This is a genomic window from Paenibacillus sp. BC26 (genome assembly GCF_900116125.1).
GTDB classification, from domain to species: Bacteria; Bacillota; Bacilli; order Paenibacillales; family Paenibacillaceae; genus Paenibacillus_Z; species Paenibacillus_Z lignilyticus.
In genome coordinates, this window is the sequence record NZ_FPAD01000004.1 from 321,509 (window position 1) to 342,740 (window position 21,232).

18 protein-coding genes are annotated in these 21,232 nt (G+C 51.0%); 5 read left to right on the forward strand and 13 right to left on the reverse strand.

Going from position 1 to position 21,232, the window contains the following annotated elements:
- Nucleotides 1–15 precede the first annotated feature (15 nt).
- The 7 genes from BM412_RS25015 to BM412_RS25045 all read right to left on the reverse strand — a co-directional run bounded on the left by BM412_RS25015 (nt 16) and on the right by BM412_RS25045 (nt 9,832).
- Nucleotides 16–1,695, reverse strand: a complete 1,680-nt coding sequence (locus BM412_RS25015; RefSeq protein WP_091224332.1) for a protein O-GlcNAcase — start codon at nt 1,693–1,695, stop codon at nt 16–18.
- Nucleotides 1,692–2,429 (reverse strand): SIS domain-containing protein, encoded by a 738-nt coding sequence (locus BM412_RS25020; RefSeq protein ID WP_091224334.1) that lies wholly within the window; start codon nt 2,427–2,429, stop codon nt 1,692–1,694. Before BM412_RS25020 ends, BM412_RS25015 begins: the two co-directional genes overlap by 4 nt.
- Before the next feature lie 21 nt (nt 2,430–2,450).
- Nucleotides 2,451–3,440: a BadF/BadG/BcrA/BcrD ATPase family protein gene (locus tag BM412_RS25025; RefSeq protein WP_091224336.1), complete on the reverse strand. Its 990-nt coding sequence runs from the start codon at nt 3,438–3,440 to the stop codon at nt 2,451–2,453.
- Nucleotides 3,441–3,518: 78 nt separating this feature from the next.
- Entirely contained in the window at nt 3,519–6,134 is a 2,616-nt protein-coding gene (locus BM412_RS25030; RefSeq protein WP_177246077.1) for a hypothetical protein, read from the reverse strand.
- Between the two features lie 30 nt (nt 6,135–6,164).
- Complete coding sequence (locus BM412_RS25035; protein WP_091224340.1) at nt 6,165–7,934, reverse strand: S-layer homology domain-containing protein; 1,770 nt, start codon at nt 7,932–7,934, stop codon at nt 6,165–6,167.
- Nucleotides 7,935–8,525: 591 nt separating this feature from the next.
- Complete coding sequence (locus BM412_RS25040) at nt 8,526–9,209, reverse strand: HAD family hydrolase (protein WP_091224342.1); 684 nt, start codon at nt 9,207–9,209, stop codon at nt 8,526–8,528.
- Nucleotides 9,210–9,337: 128 nt separating this feature from the next.
- Nucleotides 9,338–9,832 carry a hypothetical protein gene (locus tag BM412_RS25045; protein WP_091224344.1) on the reverse strand — a complete coding sequence of 165 codons (495 nt, stop codon included), beginning with the start codon at nt 9,830–9,832 and terminating at the stop codon, nt 9,338–9,340.
- Between the two features lie 158 nt (nt 9,833–9,990).
- On the opposite strand from BM412_RS25045, the gene BM412_RS25050 reads away from it, so the two are divergent.
- From BM412_RS25050 to BM412_RS25070, 5 genes are all read left to right on the forward strand, one after another.
- Nucleotides 9,991–10,179 (forward strand): hypothetical protein, encoded by a 189-nt coding sequence (locus tag BM412_RS25050; protein WP_091224346.1) that lies wholly within the window; start codon nt 9,991–9,993, stop codon nt 10,177–10,179.
- A gap of 141 nt (nt 10,180–10,320) precedes the next feature.
- Nucleotides 10,321–11,253: a helix-turn-helix transcriptional regulator gene (locus BM412_RS25055; RefSeq protein WP_256256602.1), complete on the forward strand. Its 933-nt coding sequence runs from the start codon at nt 10,321–10,323 to the stop codon at nt 11,251–11,253.
- Complete coding sequence (locus BM412_RS25060) at nt 11,250–12,251, forward strand: hypothetical protein (RefSeq protein WP_091224350.1); 1,002 nt, start codon at nt 11,250–11,252, stop codon at nt 12,249–12,251. The genes BM412_RS25055 and BM412_RS25060 overlap by 4 nt, the downstream gene beginning before the upstream one ends.
- A gap of 24 nt (nt 12,252–12,275) precedes the next feature.
- Nucleotides 12,276–13,307 (forward strand): hypothetical protein, encoded by a 1,032-nt coding sequence (locus BM412_RS25065; RefSeq protein ID WP_091224352.1) that lies wholly within the window; start codon nt 12,276–12,278, stop codon nt 13,305–13,307.
- Between the two features lie 148 nt (nt 13,308–13,455).
- Nucleotides 13,456–13,677 (forward strand): hypothetical protein, encoded by a 222-nt coding sequence (locus tag BM412_RS25070; RefSeq protein WP_091224354.1) that lies wholly within the window; start codon nt 13,456–13,458, stop codon nt 13,675–13,677.
- 325 nt (nt 13,678–14,002) lie between these two features.
- Here the strand turns inward: BM412_RS25070 and infC are convergent, their stop codons facing one another.
- Genes infC through BM412_RS25100 form a run of 6 tightly spaced genes read right to left on the reverse strand, consistent with a single transcriptional unit; the run spans nt 14,003 to nt 20,995 of the window.
- Nucleotides 14,003–14,488, reverse strand: coding sequence for a translation initiation factor IF-3 (infC, locus tag BM412_RS25075; protein ID WP_177246078.1), 486 nt, complete (start codon nt 14,486–14,488; stop codon nt 14,003–14,005).
- 23 nt (nt 14,489–14,511) lie between these two features.
- A complete protein-coding gene (locus BM412_RS25080; RefSeq protein WP_091224356.1) occupies nt 14,512–14,925 on the reverse strand; it encodes a GtrA family protein in 414 nt (137 codons plus the stop codon).
- The gene (locus tag BM412_RS25085) at nt 14,922–15,911 is read right to left on the reverse strand and encodes a glycosyltransferase family 2 protein (RefSeq protein ID WP_091224358.1); all 990 of its coding nucleotides are present in this window, start codon (nt 15,909–15,911) and stop codon (nt 14,922–14,924) included. Before BM412_RS25085 ends, BM412_RS25080 begins: the two co-directional genes overlap by 4 nt.
- Nucleotides 15,898–17,526: an ArnT family glycosyltransferase gene (locus BM412_RS25090; RefSeq protein WP_091224360.1), complete on the reverse strand. Its 1,629-nt coding sequence runs from the start codon at nt 17,524–17,526 to the stop codon at nt 15,898–15,900. The genes BM412_RS25085 and BM412_RS25090 overlap by 14 nt, the downstream gene beginning before the upstream one ends.
- A gap of 38 nt (nt 17,527–17,564) precedes the next feature.
- Nucleotides 17,565–19,610 carry a cyclic di-GMP-binding domain-containing protein, MshE-related gene (locus BM412_RS25095; RefSeq protein ID WP_256256580.1) on the reverse strand — a complete coding sequence of 682 codons (2,046 nt, stop codon included), beginning with the start codon at nt 19,608–19,610 and terminating at the stop codon, nt 17,565–17,567.
- A gap of 23 nt (nt 19,611–19,633) precedes the next feature.
- A complete protein-coding gene (locus BM412_RS25100) occupies nt 19,634–20,995 on the reverse strand; it encodes a sugar phosphate nucleotidyltransferase (protein WP_091224363.1) in 1,362 nt (453 codons plus the stop codon).
- Nucleotides 20,996–21,232: the final 237 nt, after the last annotated feature.

Here is a 21,232-nt window from a genome sequence, read left to right on the forward strand (position 1 = left end):
ACCCCCGTATAATAGTTACCCCTTGATTTCTTCAAAAACTTTATCTGCGAACATATCGATAATATCGCCGAATACATAGGTTGGGTCCGACTTGAAAGCTTTGTACTGAAGATCGAATGAAACCCCATCTTCCGATTTGGAACGGTTCAAGCAATGCCAGGCGGTTTGCAGCAGCTGACAGCCTTTCTCGTACTTCGCAAGCCAGCGGCTCATCTCCGTATAGACAGCTCTATTGTCTATACCGCGCTGCAGATGCGCTGCCGCCGCTTCCATCTCGGAGAAAACGGCTCCAAGCTTCTCTAGCGCTTCTTCCCGGTTACCGAAGTCGAAGGTGAACAGAAACTGTTCGATCGCTTCATTAAGCTTCGGCGCGTTGCGCAGATACAAGCAGGAGTAAAGCACGTTATCGGCAAAAGCGAGAAACGGCTTATAATCCCTCTCGCCGACGATGCGCAGCACCGCCCGCTTCCAGCTGCTCTCCGGTTCATAGCCAATCGGGTTCCAGAGGTAATCCGCGACGGTGGCAATTGCGAATTTCGAGCTTTCCGCATACTCCATGCAATTCGCGATCACGCCTCTGGTAAAGCGGTACAAATGCGGGTCGCGTTCACGATAAGGCCCGATATGCATTTCATTTTTCATTTCCACGTCGTTCACGGGATAGTTGTCCCAATATAGCGGTTTATGGTGCGTGCTCTGCACGAAAGCTGCTGCCTCAAGCAGCGTAATTTCACGCGAGCAGATGTACCGTCCCGTCCAGAACATATCGATGCCCGGGTCCAGGTTCTGACCCAGCTTAGACACGTAGTACTCATTGCCCTTGCCATGGTATTGTGTTGGGCAAACGACCAGCTGAATGGCGGGATCATATGCTTTGAGCTCTGCATATACCTGCTGCGTCACTTGAATATGTGCGGCTACGAGATCCTCATAGACGTTGCGATCCTCAGCATGCTGCAATTCACCCGGAATATCATCGAACAGCAAACCGAATTTCCGCACGCCCAGACCGTGGATCTGTTTGAGCTTGGCAATCAATGCGGCCCGATCTTCACCGCTTGAGTAGCGCATCGACAAGCCGGGTCCGATACAATAATAGAAATCGAGATAAAGTCGATTTGCCTCTTCGAACAGCAGCTTCAATCGCGCATAAGAGGCAGCGTCATATTCATCGCGCCATTTGGCTCGGTGATAGCTATCGTCCTTTGGGCCATAGAAGTAGGTGTTCATCCCTGAAGCAGAAATAAATCGCAGCATCGCTTGCTGCTCCTCTGCCTCCCACGGTTTTCCGTAGAAACCTTCAATAATGCCGCGCATTGCAAAGCATGGATAATCGTAGATGATGCCTTCGGACAAAAGCTGCTCTTGCACAAGCCTTCTCAGCTTGTTGAGCGCGAACCATAGAGAGCGTTCTCCCGAGTGAGTGATCTCGACGTAGTGGCCGCCACTGTCCTCGGGACGAATGTCTAATTGAAAGATTTCATCGGAGAGCATCCCTGTCTCTCGGATATAGGTGTAACGTTCGCTTTGCGTGGCAATCGTCGCGATGCGAATCTCGCCAGCTGCAGCCGGCTTACTGGTAACCCGGTATTCACTGTCGTTTATCCCGCACCACTTCTGAATGACGCTGCTGGAAACACTTCCCACAGCCGCTTCTTGCACCGTCAAACACACTGTCGGCAGACTCAGCTTCATAGCGCTCGAATCACCCCTCTGTACTTGTGCACCAGGCTTTGGTTGATGCTGTCTCCGCCATCCGCGTTGCTGCTCGCAAACACCTCCGGCATCGAACCGCCTTTTACCATAAGCTCAACCGTCTCAGCCACGATGGCATTGACGATTGCAGCGCCGATTGCCGTCGAGGTTGGCGCAACCCTGCGCGGGAAGCCGTCGACTGCAATGCTTGCATCCCCGATTATGCCGTGATTATCAATGACGGTATCGCATACTTGGTAAAGCAGCTTACCGCTGCTGTGTCTGGACGTTGCAGAAGCGGAGTGCTTCAGACTTGTCAATGCAACAACGTGCAGTCCCCGTTCGCGGGCAATCAGAGCCATCTCGATATTAACCGCATTGCGTCCCGAATTCGATGCGATGATAAGTACGTCTCCTTCGCATGTCTGCTGCTGATCAAATACGATTCGCGCCAGCCCCGGCAGCCGCTCGAGCTCCGTGCTTTGCAGCGCATTGGCATGCAGCATGAGTCCTTCCAGGAAGATCGGGTTCACATTGGCCAAGCCCCCGGCGCGATAAAACAGCTCCTCCGCGATCATATGCGAATGTCCCGTGCCGAAGAGATGCAGCCGCCCCCCATTCATAAGGGCATGAGCGATCTTGCCGGCCGCCTCACGAATCGCATGGATTTCTCGGTCCATGACCGTAGCAAGGAGCTCTTCCAGCTGTGCAAAGTATCGTAATGCTGCCGTCACCGTAATTCCCCTCTCCCTGATTTATGCCGATGCGGTTGAACGCCGCGGATAAGTCGTACTTAATTGTTGTAAAATATCTTCCGTGAGCGAAGTTCCCGTACGCTGAAAGCAGCAAATGATTGCTCCAATCTCCGGAGGGAAGCCCAGTAAATCCACCTTCACATGGTTATGCTTCAACTCGATTTTGCCTTTAAGCTGTTCATATATATAGCGGTTGTGTTGAAAAACGCCACCGTACACGCCGATCTTGACACCCTCGAAGTTACCCAGCTTTTTAACCAACATTTCCGCGTGCTTCTCTAAGTCACAAACGGCTTGATCGATCACTTGCATCGCAACCTTATCGCCTTGCTCCGCGCATTTGGCCACTTCCGTAGCAAATCCTGCTACCAGATGGCGTTCCATGCGGGGATTGTAATACACCTCGATTAATTCACGCATATGGGAGATAGCAAAGTAATCCAATACCTGTTGAGATAAGTATGTTTCCTCACCGAACTGCTCATACCCGGCAATTGCGGCTTTGATGCCATTCATGGCGATGTCATGCGCGCTACCCTGATCACCCAGCAAATATCCCCAGCCGCCGACAACACTTAGCTCGCCATTCTGCTGCATCGCAATGGCCATGGAACCGGTACCGCTGATAATAAGTCCTCCCGGGCTTCCAAGCGTGCCAGCCATCAGCGCGATGTAAGAATCGCTGTGCATGTAAATCGATTTGGCTTGAATAATCGGTGATGCGAATGCTAACGTCGCTTCCTCGCTTGCTTCTTGATCGAGCGCGGACATGCCGATAAAAGCAGCATCGTATTCCGCAAATCCATACTCGACTTGCAATTCCTTCATGATCGCCGCGCAGTTCGCACGGGCTTGATCCATGCCTACAGAATAATAATTAATGGAATGGCCGACAGCGCCGGCCAGAATATGCCCCGACTCATCGGAAACGATTGCCGTCGTACGCGTTCCGCCACCATCAATACCCAGAAACCGCTTTCGATTCTCCATCCTATTTCTCTCCTGCCATAGCCATGGAGAAGGGGATCATGTGGATCCCCTTCGATGGCCGGGTCTTTCTAGCTTGTCTTAGTTTTGAGCTTCTTTGATCATGCCATAGTAGCGGCCGAGCCAGTAAGGCAGGGTGAACGGCGTTGCGTCTTCCATGTTATTGGAGTTGTAATTGAAGTTAGCATTAGCTGTGTAAGGTGTTTCAACAAAGAATGGGTTACTGTTGTCCTTCGTAATTCTGCGCTCATCCGTAGGAAGCGCGTAGTTCGTCTGATTGTTCGCTTTCGTTTCACGATTGCCCGGCTCGATGAAGAAAACATCCTGACGATCATACCGCGCGGTGAAGACGAATCGATATTCCGGCATACGGTAGAGGAATCTAACAGCAGAGTCCAAATCCACGTCCGATTTCTCCGGATGCGCAAGTTGATACAAGAACGTGTAGAACGGATTCTCTTCACGCACCTCGTTCTCGAACCATTGATCGAAGGAAGCTACGATTTGAGCGCGTCTTGTCTGATCTTGTTCCAGAACAACCAACTGATAAACCGGGAACCAGCCAAGCTCCTCGTCGGAATAGTTGATATATTGCGTCCAGTCATTGTGAATAGTTGCGTTGATATTGGAAAATTCAGGTGAGCCTTCGGCATCGCCGTAACGATCTACCGAAGCTACTTGCTCGCTTGTTGCTACCTTCTGACCAAGAATGTCATAAGCGGAGGTAGCTTGGCGTACGATACGGCGCTTGATGTAATCCAGTGCCATCGCCATATAGCCTTTACCGTTATCAAACTCATCTTCCTTGCTGTAATCGCCATCGAAGGACTTGTCGTACGCAGCCTCATATTTAGCTGCATCTTCCGGGTACTTCTCTGCCGTTACATAAGCTGCAGTCTTGAGTGCAGCCATAACCTCAAGTGCATTCAACGGACCATCTTCATAGCCGTAAGAAAGCGCATCGTTGCCGTCGCCGTCCACGCCTACGTTTGCTGCCCACAACTGTTGACCTTCCATAACCGCTAGGCTGTCGTTAAAGTATTTGGACGACCATCTCGACCATTGCGTCGATTTACCGGTCGCGTCTTTAATGTAGTAATGTTCGTTCTCGATGATTAGATTCGTCATACGGTCCGTTGCTTCAGCAATATAATCTTTCAATTCAGCGAGATCCGCATCGCTCTCGTCGTCACACAAATATTTGTATGCCGTCATGAAGAGAGCATAGTGACCGTCTACTTCATCGGAAGACGTATCTGCTTTGTATACGATCTGGTTCTGATCGATATAGCCGTCTTGCGCAATAGCCGATGCCGGGAACAAGTCGTTGAAGAATTGCGGGATTTTCTCATAAATCGGCACTGTCAATTGGAACAACGGTTTGTTTGCTGCTGTTGTCGTTTTATCTTCCGATACCGTTTTGCCGGCAGCGTTGTCAGTCAATGCCTTTTGCGTAATAACAGGCATGACTTGGTAGACAGGGATTTCCGTTTCACCTTCGTCATAAGTGTCAACGAGTGTCTTCAGATCTGCGCCAAGCTGCGGTTGACCCACTCTTGCGGCATTTAGCGCAGCGATTGAATCCGGGCTCAAACCGACGCCATTGTAATTCAATACATCATGCCCGCCGGATGGGAAGAGCGCATCGCCTTTCTTCGTCATCGCATCCTTCGTCACGCGAACGACGGAATAACCGATCGGCGTTTTTCCTTCTTGAATCATGCTTGGAACAATGGCATTCGGGTTCGCGGAGCCATCCATAACGGAGTGGAACCAGAAGCCATTCGTGCTTTGATAGCCGTAATCTGTTCCGTCCGTAGTCTGCGCACCGGCTTCACTCGTCAGCATGTACGAACGAGCAGGGAAACCATTGCCGCGTCCCGATACATAATCTAACAGCAATACTGCTTTTGTCGCTTTCAGCGCCGCGGCTTTTGCCACATTGATTTCAGCTTGCTGCGCTACAGTTGGATGTGCATACTCCGCCTTCAACGTTTGATAACGGAAGATTTCACCCATGGCATACATCGCTGTCCACAGACCGTCGTTATCGCTGGTTGACGGAGTCGAGGTGAATTTGCCTGATGGAGAGTTATAGTCTATATATTTCTTGCTGCCGTCTGTTTCCGTGAACGTAACATTCGTACCCGTAACCATGCCGCGTCTGGTGTGAACGTCGCCTGTGATTTTCTCATAAATGGCCGATTTCTCTTGCAGCGTCTTCTTCGGCATCGTGATATGGGTAACGCCCAGTGCGTTTCTAACCCAAACCCCGCCTGTGCCATCGCTTGCAAGGCCAGTTACGTTATCGTCGCCGCCATAAAGGTAACGAACTCCGGCCATGTATTGCACAACGTCGCGCGCATCTTTTTCCGTAAAATCAACGCGTTGCAGACCATTCTGCGTTCCGATCCAAAACACGCCGTCCGCATCCTTGATCGCGCAGGTGACATCTGCCTGATTGCCGGATGGAATGAACACAAGATCAGTCTTAGTAGTCACCCAAGTAATATCCGATGGAATAGAAGTCGATCCTACCTTGTAGTACACAACCTGTTTAGTCGGATAAGCTTGGAGTTGCACCGGTGAATAGTTTACTGTTGGCGCAGGTGCACTAGCTGCGAAGACATTGCCAACCGGCAGCGATATTAGCATCGATGCGGCGAGCACGCCGGAAAGAACTTTAGAACGTTTCATAAGTTTGGACATGTCTAACTTCCCCCTCTTCTACTCCATGATGTGTGAAACGCCGTCTACCGTAACTGCATAAACCCCTGAATTTCCATCGTCAACCAGCAGCAGTACTTTGTTATCCGCCAGATCGCCGCTCTCCTTCGTGTAGGAGACCATGTCATTCGTAGCCAGATCTACCCGGGTAACGCCGGAATCCGTTCCGATCCATAAGTAATCTCTTGCTTCTTTCAGAACCGATGTGTTGACTCCGCGAAGTGCGGCAAAAATCGATGGCTTAATATCCAGATCCGCGTTTACGTAGTTTCCGGCATTCACTAAATCTGGTAGCGCATTAGCCGCCGGATTCGCCGTTTTGTCATAGGTCGGGTCCTGCATCAGCTGGAGATAGAGCTTCACATAACCCCGAGGGCCATTATCCGCAAAATTCGTCGTCACATAGTTGTAAGTAAATTGCTTCATGTCCGCATCGCCGGAACCGCCGCCGCCAATAATGCCACCGCCGCTGCCACCTTCAACAGATCCCGTGCCGCCTTTGACTTCTTTACCGCCAATTGTTGCGCTGTCCGCTTTAACCGTTACTTTGTCCGGAGCTGTTTCAAGCTTAACGCCGTTAACATTAATGGTTGCTTCAGCAATCTTGCCTGTACCTTTCACTTCAGCAGCACCGTCAACGTTCAACTTCCCAACCGACGTGCCAGCGCCAAGCGTTACAGTACTGCCCGCTGCCGTATTCGCAATGGAGAGCTTCGTAACCGATCCGGATTCCATGCCAACGTTGGTATCCGAAATGACCGTCACATCGCCGAATTTACCCGCCAGCGCAACGTTGTTGTCAGAGCCTGCGGCAACCGTAACATTAGGTGCTGTGCCGGTCGTGTTCTCTAAACGAGCATCGGAGAGAACGCTAATGCCATCCGTCGATGAAGTACCGTTCAATACCACGCGAACCGCGGTGTCTTCTTTATTAATCACGATGCTGCCTGTTTGCGTATCGTTAAGCTCGACACTATGCACACCGCCGCCAAGTACGTAAATCGTGCCCGCAATCTTGGAGTTCTCGATGGTCAGGTTTCCTTCGCCAACACCCGGCGTGATGTACAAATTGCCGGATAACGTAACGCCGGACAACGTGCCGCCGGCCATGTTTACAACCAGGTTTTTCCCGGTAATATTCGAATGCTTGTCCGCATCCGCTACCAGCGTGCCCATAATATTGTTAATCATCTTAATCGCTTCGGCGCGCGTCAGCTCTTTGCCCGGTTGGAACAGTCCTTCCGGAGTACCCGCTATGTAGCCGGCAGCTTTCATCGCATGTACGGCATCTTTCGCCCATTGCGAAACTTGATTGTCATCTTTAAATCCGGAAGCCCCGGAAGTGGTCGAAACTTCGAATAATCGGCTTAGAATAAGTGCTGCTTTCTCTCTGGAGAGATTCTCTAGCGGGGCCATCTTGCCGCTTGTATCTCCGGTAATAATGCCTGCTGCGTGTGCTTTGGCAATTTCGGATGCGTACCAAGCGGAAGCAGGAACATCACTGAATGTGCGGTTGCTTTCTTTGGAGAGGTTAAACACCCGGTTCAGCATCGTAACGAACTCGGATTTCGTAACGGCACGGTTAGGACTAATGGTGCCGTCATCATTGCCTTTGATCAGCCCGAGCGTCTTCCATGTGCTAATTTCAGAAGATGCCCATGACGGAATCACTTCCGCGGAAGACTTGTCCGCTGATACAAATTGCGCACATGCAATTGTCGTCGCGATGGAAAGCGATACAACCAAGCTTTGCTTCAACTTTCTTTTCATAGTGTTACCCCCTGTGTGATGTCTGCTGCCTGTAACCAATGGCCCAGTGATAATCAATCCGTTTCTTGTTAGAAAGCGCTATCAACTTCTTCATTATAGTTTGGCCTTCTATATATTTCAATAATTATTTTAATACATATTTTAATTGTTTTTAATATGCTGTAGAAGCACACGTGAAGAAGGAAAAACAGAAAGAGCCTTCCCCGGTTGGGAAGGCTCTCAGATTGGCGAGAAACCTACTGAACTTCTGCTCTATTGCCCATGTTTACAGAAGCCTGGCGATTGGAAAGATGCAATTCCCCCTGCCGGGGCGGAGGTGCTATGTTCTAACGGTTGTCTAAGCGCTTATTTGGTCTGATTTTGCTTTATATTTTCTCTAACGGTTGCCGGAGAGCTTATTTGGCCTATTACGAGCGGAAACCCTGCCTAAATCGCGAAATAGCCCCTCTGGCAACCGTTACAGTTGTGAAACGCCTACAAATGGGAAATTAGGCGCACTGGCAACCGTTAGACTTCGGGAAGTGGCTTTCTAGAGCAACCAAGCCAAAGAGCCTTCCCCGGATGGGAAGGCTCTCATGCAACCTTGCAACGCTATTCAGCTTCCACTGCTTGGAGCCGCGCAAGCAGCCCCGCCAATGTCTGATCCTCATAGCCCTCAATCAGAACATCCGCCTGAGATAAGTCCATGTGCGAGGTGATCGGATTCGGCACCGCGATCGCCCTTAGCCCTGCAGCCTTAGCCGCCTTCAGTCCGTTCAGCGAATCCTCCACCGCAACCGCTTCAAACGGCTGTACGCCGAGCGCTTCGACGGCCAATCGGTACAGCGCCGGATCGGGCTTCACAAGCTCGACATCGTCTCTTGTATGAATTGCCTCGAAATAATCGGCGATGCCTTGCTCCTTCAGATGTCTGTCGATCCATCCCCGATCGGAGCTCGATGCAAGACCGATCCGCAGCCCAAGCTGCTTCGCTTCTTCCAGAAGCGCCAGAACACCGAAGCGGAGCCTCGCTTCACGAAGCGCTTCGTCATGCAGAACTTCGAAACGCTCCTTAAGCGCAGCTCTATCGAGGGTCTTCCCCGTAAGCTCTTGCAGATCATTATACGGATCATAAGGTCCGCCTATTGTTCCTACGCAGAGTGCCCATCTCTCCAGCTGCAGCACATGGCCATGCTCCTCGTAAATCCGGCAAAACGCATCATAAGCGCAGGATTCCGTATCCACCAGCGTACCATCGAAATCAAACACAATCGCGCGTATCGTTGACGACGACATCGAATCTCCCCCATTTCCTTTACCTTGATCGTAGTCGACTGACTTCCTCGATGTAAATAGTAAATAGAAACACTTCACAAAAACAAAAAACCGCCAGCAACCACGGCTGACGGTTCTCTTTGCGACAATTATAACAGGAAGAAGCCTTCCTCCTGCAAATATTGTTCAGCTTCTTCATAGGTTTCGAGCACCATTTCGAGGTTTGGTCCGGCATAGACGTACCACAGATCATCCTCATGCTTCAGCGTAAGCGACTGCTTCTCAGGTCCGAACCAAGTCGAGGCTTGCACCTCGCCGCGCGGGGCAGCAGCAGCCTTGGCACGCTTCGAAGTCGGCTCCGGCGCACGGTAGGATAAGGAACGAATCGACTCCTCTACCAATTGACGGAACGCATCGGCTTCATAGCCGCGGATGTTCACAAACCCCTTCTCATCCGTATCATAGCCACGCAAATGTCCGGCATACACGAACCCATTCCCATTCGGGTGCAGGTGGAACGCCACATTTTTCTTATCGTACAAACTTTCGTCATACTGATAATTCACACGGCCGAGTGACACGTCCTTCCGCTTGAGCTCAGGAAAGGACTCCAAAATCGAAAGCTTCTGGTCAAAACTGAGCATAATCGCCTCCGGGAAACGGTAATATTTGCTGTGATTATACCACAGCAGTTGAACAAGGCAAAACTTGCACTCAATCCTGATACGACATTTTATGTCGCACCAGCTATTTTATACTTAATCCTGTATTCACTTCAGCTTTCGAAAGAGGGTCATTACCAGTGGCAAAAACAAAACGCGGGCGTGCGCTGTGGAGCCTACCGTCTCGCGGCCGCGGCACTTGTCCGGTCTGCAGCAGAACACGCATCAAACTGCTTTATCCTCGCGCTAAATCAGACGGATCTACCGTAAAAGTGTGCAAACGTTGCATCCATTCACCGCAAGAAACCGTGGACCGCATTACCGGCTAGCGAGCTGCCCGTTCTCCGATCAGGGGAACGGGCGCCTAGTTGGAACGCAAACAAGTGCTTGTCAGTCGAAGGCTCCGGATGATGTAATACATACAGATGCAGCATGCACGTTGAATTAAAGGAGGGTACGACTTGAGCAACATGCACCGAATCAGGTGGTTCGATAGTCAGATCAGAGATGGCAAGTACCCGAGCAGCACGCAGCTGGCTCAGCAATTCGAAATCTCGAAGCGCCAGGCGCAGCGCGATATCGAGTATTTGACCTACTCGCTCTCAGCCCCCTTGCTTTATGTAGCTAAATACCGCGGATATTGCTACGAGAATAAAACATACGCGCTTCCCTTGCTCTATATGACCGACGAGGAGAAGAAGGTGTTAAAATATTTAGCCTACCGTTACCGCCAGTACAATTACGACAATGCGGCATCGGTTAATCGCGTCGCGCATTTGCTTGAACGCTTCTCGGAGGAGGAGACCGAGGAGCCGGGACAGCGGCTGCCGATCTTCGAAACCAATCCGCAGCTTATTCACAGCTTTGAGCGGCTATCTTATGCGATCGGGCAGCATTTGGTCGTCCAGGTCGCCTATAGGGATGAATCGAGTCTGCAGCAGTTGTCCATACGCCCGCTCAAGCTGATGAGTCAATACAATAGCGATTATGTAATTGCTTATTGCGAAGAAGCTGACAAGCAGCGCTTATTGCGGCTTGATGGCATCAGCAGTTTGGATGTGACGTCTGCAAGGTTCGAGCCCATGGATGCGGAGCTGCTGGAATGGGGAGCAGGCGGATCTTCTGCGGCCGGATCGCCGCAGCGCAAGCCTTACACAGCCCAAGTGAAGCTGGCCCAGCCCCTTGCTTCGCCCGATTCGTGGCAAGGGTACCGCATACGCTCCTCCACGCCTGAACAAGCCCTATATACAGTCGAATTTCATGAAATCGAATCGTTCCTGCACCATTTGATGGGGTCCGCATGGGAGGCGCTGCTCGCACCGCGATGGCTTCGAGAACAGCTTGATGCCCTTTGCAGGCGCACACTGGAACGGTTAGGAGAAGGAGGCACAGCGAAACCATGACACGCGTATTGCTGGATGGCATCACCATGAAGCGGCAATCCAAATCGTACATCGACAGCCTGTATGCGATATTATCGGCAGCGGGGTTGTTTGAAGGCCCTAAATACAAGCTTGCCGGCCTCACCGGCATGGCCTTTAAATTCACGGTCCATGAGCGGCTGCTGCCATTATCGGTATCCGCTTATGGGCAATGGGGCGACGAGCATTCCCCGGCTATTCGCAATCTCGGCCTCTATACGGTTTGGGATGCGGGCCGCACCCGGCATCCCACCTTCTCTTATTACCAGCAGGATGCTGTCAAATGGGTCAAACAATCGCTTGATGACGGGCTCGGGGTCATCTACTGGATTCCGGAGTTTGGCGTCATCTGCGGCTACGACGATGAGGATGCCGTATTCTACGTCCAAGACGGACACTCCTCCGACTATAAAATCGTGCTGTACGATAATCTCGGCTTAAACTTCACCGGCTTCTGGTACTGTCAGATTTTCGGCGAGCGGCTTGCGCCTCCTCTTCCGGATATGGTGCTGGAGTCGCTTCGGCTCGCCATTCACGACTGGGACACACCATACAAAACATTGCCGAATACCGATATCGCTTCCGGGAAGCTCGCTTACACCTTTCTGCGGAATGGACTGCAAAGCGGAGATTATGATGAAGGCGGAGCCGTATACATCATGGATGACTATATGTACACGCGAGAAGAAATCGCCTCTTATCTGCGTGATGTCTCAGGGACGTTTAGCGGGCTGGAGGAAGCCGTTGCCGCATACGAGGAACTGCTTCAGCTAGTTCCCGGCATGAAAACCTGCATCATGGAGGATGGCGTTAAGGGCAGGCAAATTGATCCTATGAGGCGTGATGGCTTGTGTGATTTGCTGCACCAAGCTGAAGTGCTGGAGGAGCGTGCCATTACGGCATTCCGCGCGATCTCGGAGCGCTATCCCGATTTGAGCCGATCAACGATTCGAAGGTGGGGCGTTGCCACGCCGCGCTAATTTATAGAGGAGGTGTCGCCGCTCATGACGCCGATAAGACTTGCACGTTTACAGCTCTCACGGCAATCGCATTCCTATATCGATGCGATGCACGCTGTACTCGTTCATCAAGGTTTCTTCACCCAATCCAAATCGATGCTGGCAGGCATGACCTCGATGGGATTTCGGTTTATTGTCCATCGCAGGCTGGCCGCTCCTTCCACTACCGCTTACAACTGGCTGGCGGAGCATTTTCTCGCTGCCGATTTCATTGGCATGACCAGCTCTCAGCACGCGGGCTTCAACTTTGATCATGCATTCCCTTTATATCAGAAGCATGCCCTTCGGGTTATTAAAGAGACGATCGATCGCGGCACAGGCGCGATCTTCTGGAAGGATGCCTTCGTCATCGCCGCCGGGTACGATGATGGCGCACAGGTTCTGCTGTATGCGGATGGCTCGGACTCGGACGAGAATAGAGAGCTAAGTCGACTGCCCTATGCGGATTTCGGTCGAAGCGGCAACTCCCCTTACTGGTATTATCAACTCATCGAAAATCACATCGCGCTTGATCCGCACGAGGTGTACCGGGAGTCGCTCATGCAAGCGATCCACTACTGGGAATCGCATGATGCCCTGCTTCCTGCAAGCGAATATGCCTGCGGCGAGCAGGCATACAACGCTCTGATTGAGGTGCTGGGGCATGGCGAATACGATCCGGCGGAAGCGATCGCGGTCATTCGGACATATGCCGCAGCCAAACAGGATATTGCCGCGTATACGGACGCGCTCGGGTTCATCTGGCCCAGCTGCCAGCCGATCGCAGCTTGTTATGGCAGAGTAAGCGAGATTTTCGAGCAGCTGTTAGAGGAATTGGCATGCGAATGCGGCGGTGATACTGCTGATGTTAGCGATGCTTCAATTTCCGGCAGCAGTGCCGCCGTCTATTCACATGCGAACCGCCTAGTCTCTCTGCTTCGGGAAGCGCGGGACCGCGAGCAAGAAGCGATTACGCTGATCAAGCAGTTCATGCGGGAGACGGTCCATAACCGCTTCCATGACATTGCCCTTCGTTGATCGGACTTCCTGCCGAAAGGCCGGATTGCCTATGTTTGGCCGCGCGCTGGAACTTGTTTCTTATTTTGGTTGTAATTCGGAATGGCCGGGCACAATAGGAGTGAATTGTGACAGACACGTATCCTCCAAGCAAAGGTGGGCCAAAGCCATGCGTAACCGAGATCAGTACCAAGACAATGAAGTATACAACCGAACCTCCAACACGGCGGCAGGCATCAATACGCCGCTAGACCATCAGGACACCAGTCCTCTGGACATGATCAGCCATGCCATTGAAGAAATCGTCGACAACGTCCAACATGCCTTCGACGGCGCGGATAATGACGATGACCAGCGCTACTCCAACCATTCAGACGGACATTCGTTCTAGCTTAAGATTAATCGGCCCAAGTGAGGTGCTTCGCGCCTGACCTGGGCCTTTTTCTCGTGCTTTATTGCCTACCGACTCTAACGGTTGTGACAGCGGTTATTCGGCCTAAATAGCCCCCTTTTAATGGCTAACGGTTGCCAGCGAGCTTATTTGAACGTTTTCCAGTAGGAATCGACCCATTCGCAGCAAATAACGTCTGTCACAACCGTTAGGATTCCAAAAAGGCTGATTGTCATCAAATAGCCACGCTGCCAACCGTTACAGTGATATTCATGAAGCAAAAACAAAAAAACACCCGTCCTCAGAACGGATGCCTCTTTGTTTATTACAGCGGCAGCACGCGTACCGCCGCTTGTTTGCCGCTGAGCTGAATGCCGGTTTCCTTCTTCCCGCTTCCGGAAAGGTCCTTTAACAGCTCCTCAAGCAGCTCCTTCGCCTTAGGTCCTTCCTTGCCTTGGATGCGAACGACTAGATCAACCGCATTGCCGGCAGCGAGCAGCTTCTCGCACTGGCGCAGCTTCGTGTCGTAATCATGCTCTTCGATGTGCGGCGTCAGCCGAATTTCCTTCGCTTTAAGCGGCTGATCCTTCTTCCGCTCCTCGCGTTTCGCCGCAGCCGCGGATTCCTTGGCTGCGCCGCGGCTAATGAGCGTGCAAGGCGGAGGACTGCTCATCAGAGACGTGCAGACCAGATCAACCTTATGCTCTCTTGCGAGCGCCAGCGCTTCCTCTCGGGAGACGACGCCCAGCGACTCGCCATTTAACCCCGTTAACAGCACCTCGGAGGCTTTAATTTGCTCATTCACGATCATGCCAATAACCGCTCCATTCTGTTCTATTGGGTTCTCTTCAACGATACGGTTGCCGTGTCGTCGCTGCGGAACGTCCAATAATAATTCAGGACAAAGTTAAACAGAGGAATGACGACCGTGACCAGCAGCTGGCCGACGGTATAGCGCAAGTGCAGTCCCTCCACCGCGACATACATGATGCCGGTATTTAACATTAACCCGCTTACGGACACGACCGTATACTTGATGATCGAGCGCAATTCGGAAGTTCCGACAGAGGAGAACGTCCACTTCCGATTCAAATAATAAGATACCGCTAATACCACGATAAAGCCGATTGCCGATGCCAGCGCCGGATGGAATTGAAAACGCTCGACCAATGCAATAAGCAGCATAAAGTGTAGAGCCGTTCCAATAAGGCCAACAACGCCGTACTTGATCATAATCTTAAGTTTCATGTTTCCTCAATGCTCGCGGCCGCTTCCGCACGATAATCTAACGTCTCTTTCGAGGCTGCTCCATAGGCGGATTCACGGATGAAATAGCGAGGTCTGCCCTTGACTTCCATATAGATCGACGCCATATATTCTCCTATTATACCAAGCGAGATTAAGATGAGACTACCCGTAAAGAGAAGGAGCAGAATAACGGTCGTAAATCCGCTTACGGCCGTTCCCATGAAATAACGGACCAACGTTTGAATGCCCAAGAGGGCGGAACCAACCAAGAAGATCACACCGAATAAGTTCACGACCCGCAACGGGATGGATGAGAAGGCAACGATGGCTTGTACCGCAAGTTTAATGAGGCTAAATAGGCTCCACTGGCTATCCCCCCCGACCCGCTCCGGCACCTCGAAGGGAATTTGCGCGCGTTCAAACCCGACCCACGCCGTCATCCCTCGGAAGAACATGTTTCGCTCAGGCATAAGCTTCCACGCATCTACGATTCTGCGATCGAGCAGTTTGAAATCGGAGGCGCCGCGCAAGTCCATGCCGGATAATCGATTCAATAAGCTGTAGAAGAGCGATGCGCCAAGCGCTTTATCGAATCGTTCTTTGCCGCGATTCACTTTGACGCATTCGACGATTTGTTTCCCTTCGTTCCTCCACAAATGGATCATCTGAGACAGCAGGCTCGGAGGGTGCTGCATATCCGAGTCCATGATAATGACGGCTCTTCCTCTGGCTTGATCCAAGCCGGCGCATAGCGCGTATTCTTTGCCGAAGTTGCGGCTTAGCCTATAAGAGTACAGCTCGGGCAATTGTTGACCGAGAGATGACAGCCTGCTCCACGTCTCGTCCCGGGAGCCGTCATCAATCACGATGATTTCGAAAGAAGAAGTCGTCTTCTGCAATTGTTCCGCGACGGTTCGAAGCGAACCGGCGATATGAACCGCTTCGTTATAGACGGGGATCACGACCGAGATTTCAATGTCCTTCAATTGTTTGTTCCCCCTTTACCACCTTATATAATCGCCATTCATAACGATGCATCGGATCTTCAAAGCTTTTATAGAACGTGGCAAACTCGCTGCCATGCTCAAATAAGTTCGGATAGGTTTTGTTAATCGTACTGTACACGGGCAGCCGGGGAATCAAGATATAATCGACACCATTTCCCTTCGGATCCGAAACGGCATCTCTAAAATCGTAATCGCTCGTAATCATGAACCGTTTCGGATATTTGCTGTTCACGATGATCATGAACGATGCGGCGCTGTCGGTCAGGATCGTATCCTTTTGCAAGTTCTCATCCAGCCATTTGGCCACCGAACGATCCAATTCAATGCTCTTGATATGCCTGCCCTGCTTGTACGTAAGGAACGTATTCTCATCCGGCGCAATGAGCGGATTCGTCAACGCATAGGTCAGCAGACCAACGGTCACGACAAGGCTGGTCAGCACTACCGCGCAATTCCGGATGTTTATTTTCACTTTGCTTAACTCGTAAGGCAACCAGGCTACCGTTATCGGATACACGTACATGAAGTAACGGAACCACGCAAACGAAGAAGAGTTCAGAAGCAATAGAAACTGCAGCGCGGGAATCGAGCAAAAGACGAGAAGAAGCACGACGATGTCCCACTTGAAGAGTCGCTTGTTCATCATTCTAAGTAAGATTACACCGATTAGCGGGGCAGAGAACCACGCTGTTTTCTTCATGCAGAGCAATAGCGCAAGGATCGGGCTATTGAATATTTTCTCAAAGTTCGCATCATCCTTTAAGGATTCGGACTGCGCGACATTCGAATATTCCGAGTTCAAGAAATAGAACGGATTGTGCATGATCGTATAGTTAAAGAAAATCCAAATGAGACCCGAGAATACGGCAGGAAGCAGCAGGAGAATCCAAGTCGCTTCGATATGATGGTACTTCTGCTTATATCGGAGTTTCCTTGATTCCTCCGGATGCGCATGACCGAATATAAACCAGATGACTACGAATACCGCGCAAGCCATCGCAAATCCGACCGGCACCGCTTCATATCGCGTCCAGAAGGCGAGCGCTAAAGCAAAGCCTGCTTTCACCAGACCGGTCGAGTCCCTCCGCTCCATCCAATCCGTAAACTGAATCATGGCATACAGCAGGAAATATAAATAAGGCGAGTCGCTTAAGCCATTTACGCCGAACAAGAAGATAAACGGGTTCAAGGAATACAAGATCACGATGCTCAGCGTTAACCACTTTGGCAAACCGTACCGGATTCCCGTCTTGTACAGCAGCATGGCAGCTAATCCGGAGAAGATGCTGCTGACGACGACCGCAGCAAGCGCGTGGGACGCAAGAGCCGGAAACAAGGGATAGAGCAGCAGAACGATAAGATCCAATAAGCTTGGCAGCGGAGTCCAGACGAAACCGATCGCACCAAGATGGGGATTCCGACTATAGAGAACATAGAAGGCATTCGCGACCCGACTGACGGAATCGGAATGCATGTACCCCTGCGTGTAGCTGATATAGAAACCGACCGCGAACGCGGCCAGGCTTATGAAGGAGAACAAGCTCCAAGCGAGCAGCTTGTCTGCTCTACTTTGTTGAGGAGAATGACTGATCATTATACTTCGCGAGCCTCCATCTATAAGGTAAGCAGCGACTATGCACCGATCTTTTCATTTGCGTTCGCAGGTGCGTGTCCATGCGTTGTTTTCTCCCAGTAAAAAGGGTTGGTAATGAGTTGAATGCCCGCTTTGACGGCTGCGACGCTAATGAGGATCCAATAGATCGGCGTGAGCAGCGTATATTTGACGTTTCCAAACGAGAATACCGATTTGTTTTTGTTCCGCAGCTGTTCGGTAATGCGATAAACGCCCATCGTATTGCTGTAGACAAAGAGGAAATTCCCTAAGAACAGTTCAATTGCGGCCAAATAATAAATCGGACCCGGGAAGAACAACGAGATCGCGTCCACCTTGCCCAAGTACCAAATGACAAGCATCAGCCAGAAAATAGGATTCAATAACGGAAGCATCGGCGTCGCCAGGATCATGACTTGGAATCCGATAAATCCTTTGGTGCCGATTTCTCTCCATAGCTTGATCGGGTTTCGCATATGAACAAGCCATGTTTGCATATAGCCCTTGATCCATCGCGAGCGTTGACGAATCCAGTTTCCTAAACGGCTGTTGGCCTCTTCCCAAGTGTGAGAATCGACGATCGCCGTCTTATAGCCTTCCTTGTAGAGCCGAACCCCCAAATCCGCGTCCTCGGTCACGTTGTACGGATCCCAAGCATTCAACTTCTTGAGCACGCTCATCTTAAAGTGATTCGAGGTCCCTCCGAGCGGAATCGGAATGTCCAATTGCATGACGCCCGGCAGCAGCAACTCGAACCACATGCTGTACTCATGCGTAAACCATCGGGTTAAAATATTTTGCTCACTGTTGAAATAGTTCAGCTTCGCCTGGATACAGCAGCAGTTCTCGGGTTCTTGCTGGAAAGCCAGGTGGACTTTCTTAAGCTGGTCAGGGTCGGGCCTGTCTTCCGCATCGTAGATGACCACGTATTCCCCGTATGCCCGAATCAGCCCGTAGTTACAAGCTTTCGGTTTGGTTTTCGGAAGGCTGTGCGGCACGACAAGAACCGTATAATAAGCCGGTAAATTCATCGCTTTGAGCATGTCCTGCGCTTCCGTATCGTCTTCCTCGATCAGAAGTCTGACGTCGAGCTTGGCTTTCGGATAATCCAAGCCTTCGATATTTTGAAGAAGTTGAGGGATAACGGCGCTCTCCTTATACATGGGAACCAGTATCGTATAGACGGGAAGCGTTCGTTCATCAATCTCATCTACCTGTTGCGGCGTAAAGCGAAGCTGCGAGGACTGCTTCATGCCGAATAATATAATGGTGTATTTGAAAACGGACATCCCGATATAAGCGATTTGAATGACGATATTGGCAATGATCAGCGTCCACAGCCAATCCCACAGCAACCCGCCGACCAGAATCGCGGCGGTAATCCCGAACATGAACCACTGGGATGCCATGATCGTAATGTGGGCTGAATTCTCGGGCTGCGCGAGCATGAGCTTCGTCGTGCTTTCATCCATGAGCTCCTGCTCATAGGCGGCCTTCCAGAAAAACTCCATTTCTTCGCGGGTAGCCAGCACTTGCTCAACCGCTTGTCCGAGATGCTGTTCGAGCTCCGCTAACTGTTCCGCCGTTAGAATTGAACCTACGGCTACCAGCAGCCGGTTCTTGTCGTTGTTAATAATAATGGCGTTATAAGCTCTGGCCGTCGTCTCGGGAAGCTTCATCTCTTGCTCGATCGAGAATTCGGTCCCAATGCGCCCTACTTGGTTCTGCGTCGCGATGGCTCTGTACAGCCGGTCCGGCTCAATATATCTTAAGGACAGCAGAATATCGCCCAGAACGCCGCCGCTTTTTTGCTGAAAGGCAAGCGCGCCGTCGAGCTGCTCCTGCGTAATTTCTCCAGTCTGCACGAGCATTTCCCCGAGCCGTCCTTTGGAAGCGATCTTCTTGGTTACCCATTGAATGAGCTCGCGATCGAGATGGAATAACTCCGCAATAATATCGCCGATTCGACCGCCGAATTTAGTTTGGTAGTCGACGGCTGCCTGTAATTCGGCTTCTGTAATTAAACCCTCCTTCAAGAGGGCGTCTCCGAGTCTTATAGCCTGCATGCTTGCGGTCATCCTTTCCTTGCCTACTTCCGTTCATCCCAATCGTATTCATACCGGCAAATATCGGATTCGCTGATATGATCTCCGATTTGAACCTCTATGAGGTTAACGGGATCTATAGCTTTTATCGCATGTTTGGAACCTGCCGGGATGTGGATCACATCGCCGGCTTTCGCATGTAAACGCCGTTCGTTGACCAGAACCTCCGCCGTTCCGCCGATAAACGTCCATATTTCATCTCGGAACTCGTGCTTGTGATAACTGATCTGTTTACCTGCCCATATATGAACGCGTTTCGTTACGATCTGACGGCCATCGGGCTGATGCTCCTCGTCGATGACGCGATACCAGCCATATTCCGTCTCTTCGTACATCGGGCGCATGGAAAGGGGCTGTACGAGATCCTTTAGCCTTGGACTGGATGCCCGGTCAATCACCAAGATTCCGTCCGGACTAGCGGCAACGATCGCATCCGTGATCCCCATCACGACGACCGGAATTTGCAGCTCGTTAATAATATAGGTGTTTACGCTGTCGTCACTGATGATGCCTTTCCCATTCAAATGCTGCGGCATCGTTTCGGTCCACTCGTCCCATGTCCCCAAGTCGCTCCATTGTCCGTCATACGGATACACGAGTATATTGCGTTCCCGTTCAACAACCTGATAATCGAAGCTGATCGACGGCAAATCAGCATATTGAAGCTGAAGACTCCCGTAATCGGCCGGCCATGACCCTGCCTTCAGCAAGTCCAGCATATACTGCAATCGAAAAGCAAATACGCCGCAATTCCAAAGGGCCCCTTGATTAATCAGCGCGGCAGCTTCTTCGGCGGAGGGTTTCTCTACGAATCTATCGATCTGAAGCAGCTCGGATTGTTCGTGTACAGCGCCAGCGAGGATGTAACCGAATTTCTCGGAGGGTTGCGTTGGCTTTAACCCCATTAATCCAAGATTACCCACGGTATCGTTAAATTGAATAGCTAATTGCTTGATGGAGGCGAAAAAACTGTCATCCGCATCGACATCGACCGGCATCACCACAATGACTTCGTCGGCATCGACCTTCATTTCGCTGCTTAAGAAGCTGGATGCCAAGCAAATCGCGGGAAAAGTATCCTTGCGGCTCGGCTCGAGAACAAGCGGAACCTCGTGCCCGATTTGAGATTGAATGATCTCTTGTTGCGCTTTGCTTGCAGCTATGACTGCATATTGAGCAAGGCCATGCTCCTTCAGCTTCGCCCAAACGCGCTGAATCATCGACGTTTGAACAACCTCCGAGTAATCCTGGGCAGCCATGACCTTGATAAACTGCTTCGAGCGGTAATCATTGGACAAGGGCCATAATCGCTTCCCTGACCCCCCGGATAAAAGTATGATTCGCATGTCGCTCACCTCTATGTTAAGAAAATCTGACGGAATTATAGGTCTTAAGTAACTTGCCGACTACATACACACTTCTACTATAAAGGTAGATACCCGAAAATCATTCATTTAGTTTCTTCCAAGTTCTATTTAAATTATGGAAGGAATGTCATTTCTTTTGCTTAAAGGAAGATGTACGAAAACTTAGTTCGGACATACGAAATAGCCCCAAAGTCAAAATCATGGATTTCGGGGCTA

Bases quoted from the DNA above. Each gene is read 5' to 3' on its own strand.
- BM412_RS25015 (WP_091224332.1), bottom strand. From the start codon at position 1,695: ATGAAGCTGAGTCTGCCGACAGTGTGTTTGACGGTGCAAGAAGCGGCT.
- BM412_RS25025 (WP_091224336.1), bottom strand. From the start codon at position 3,440: ATGGAGAATCGAAAGCGGTTTCTGGGTATTGATGGTGGCGGAACGCGT.
- BM412_RS25030 (WP_177246077.1), bottom strand. From the start codon at position 6,134: ATGAAACGTTCTAAAGTTCTTTCCGGCGTGCTCGCCGCATCGATGCTA.
- BM412_RS25035 (WP_091224340.1), bottom strand. From the start codon at position 7,934: ATGAAAAGAAAGTTGAAGCAAAGCTTGGTTGTATCGCTTTCCATCGCG.
- BM412_RS25040 (WP_091224342.1), bottom strand. From the start codon at position 9,209: ATGTCGTCGTCAACGATACGCGCGATTGTGTTTGATTTCGATGGTACG.
- BM412_RS25045 (WP_091224344.1), bottom strand. From the start codon at position 9,832: ATGCTCAGTTTTGACCAGAAGCTTTCGATTTTGGAGTCCTTTCCTGAG.
- BM412_RS25055 (WP_256256602.1), top strand. From the start codon at position 10,321: ATGCACCGAATCAGGTGGTTCGATAGTCAGATCAGAGATGGCAAGTAC.
- BM412_RS25060 (WP_091224350.1), top strand. From the start codon at position 11,250: ATGACACGCGTATTGCTGGATGGCATCACCATGAAGCGGCAATCCAAA.
- BM412_RS25065 (WP_091224352.1), top strand. From the start codon at position 12,276: ATGACGCCGATAAGACTTGCACGTTTACAGCTCTCACGGCAATCGCAT.
- BM412_RS25070 (WP_091224354.1), top strand. From the start codon at position 13,456: ATGCGTAACCGAGATCAGTACCAAGACAATGAAGTATACAACCGAACC.
- infC (WP_177246078.1), bottom strand. From the start codon at position 14,488: ATGATCGTGAATGAGCAAATTAAAGCCTCCGAGGTGCTGTTAACGGGG.
- BM412_RS25080 (WP_091224356.1), bottom strand. From the start codon at position 14,925: ATGAAACTTAAGATTATGATCAAGTACGGCGTTGTTGGCCTTATTGGA.
- BM412_RS25090 (WP_091224360.1), bottom strand. From the start codon at position 17,526: ATGATCAGTCATTCTCCTCAACAAAGTAGAGCAGACAAGCTGCTCGCT.
- BM412_RS25095 (WP_256256580.1), bottom strand. From the start codon at position 19,610: ATGCAGGCTATAAGACTCGGAGACGCCCTCTTGAAGGAGGGTTTAATT.
- BM412_RS25100 (WP_091224363.1), bottom strand. From the start codon at position 20,995: ATGCGAATCATACTTTTATCCGGGGGGTCAGGGAAGCGATTATGGCCC.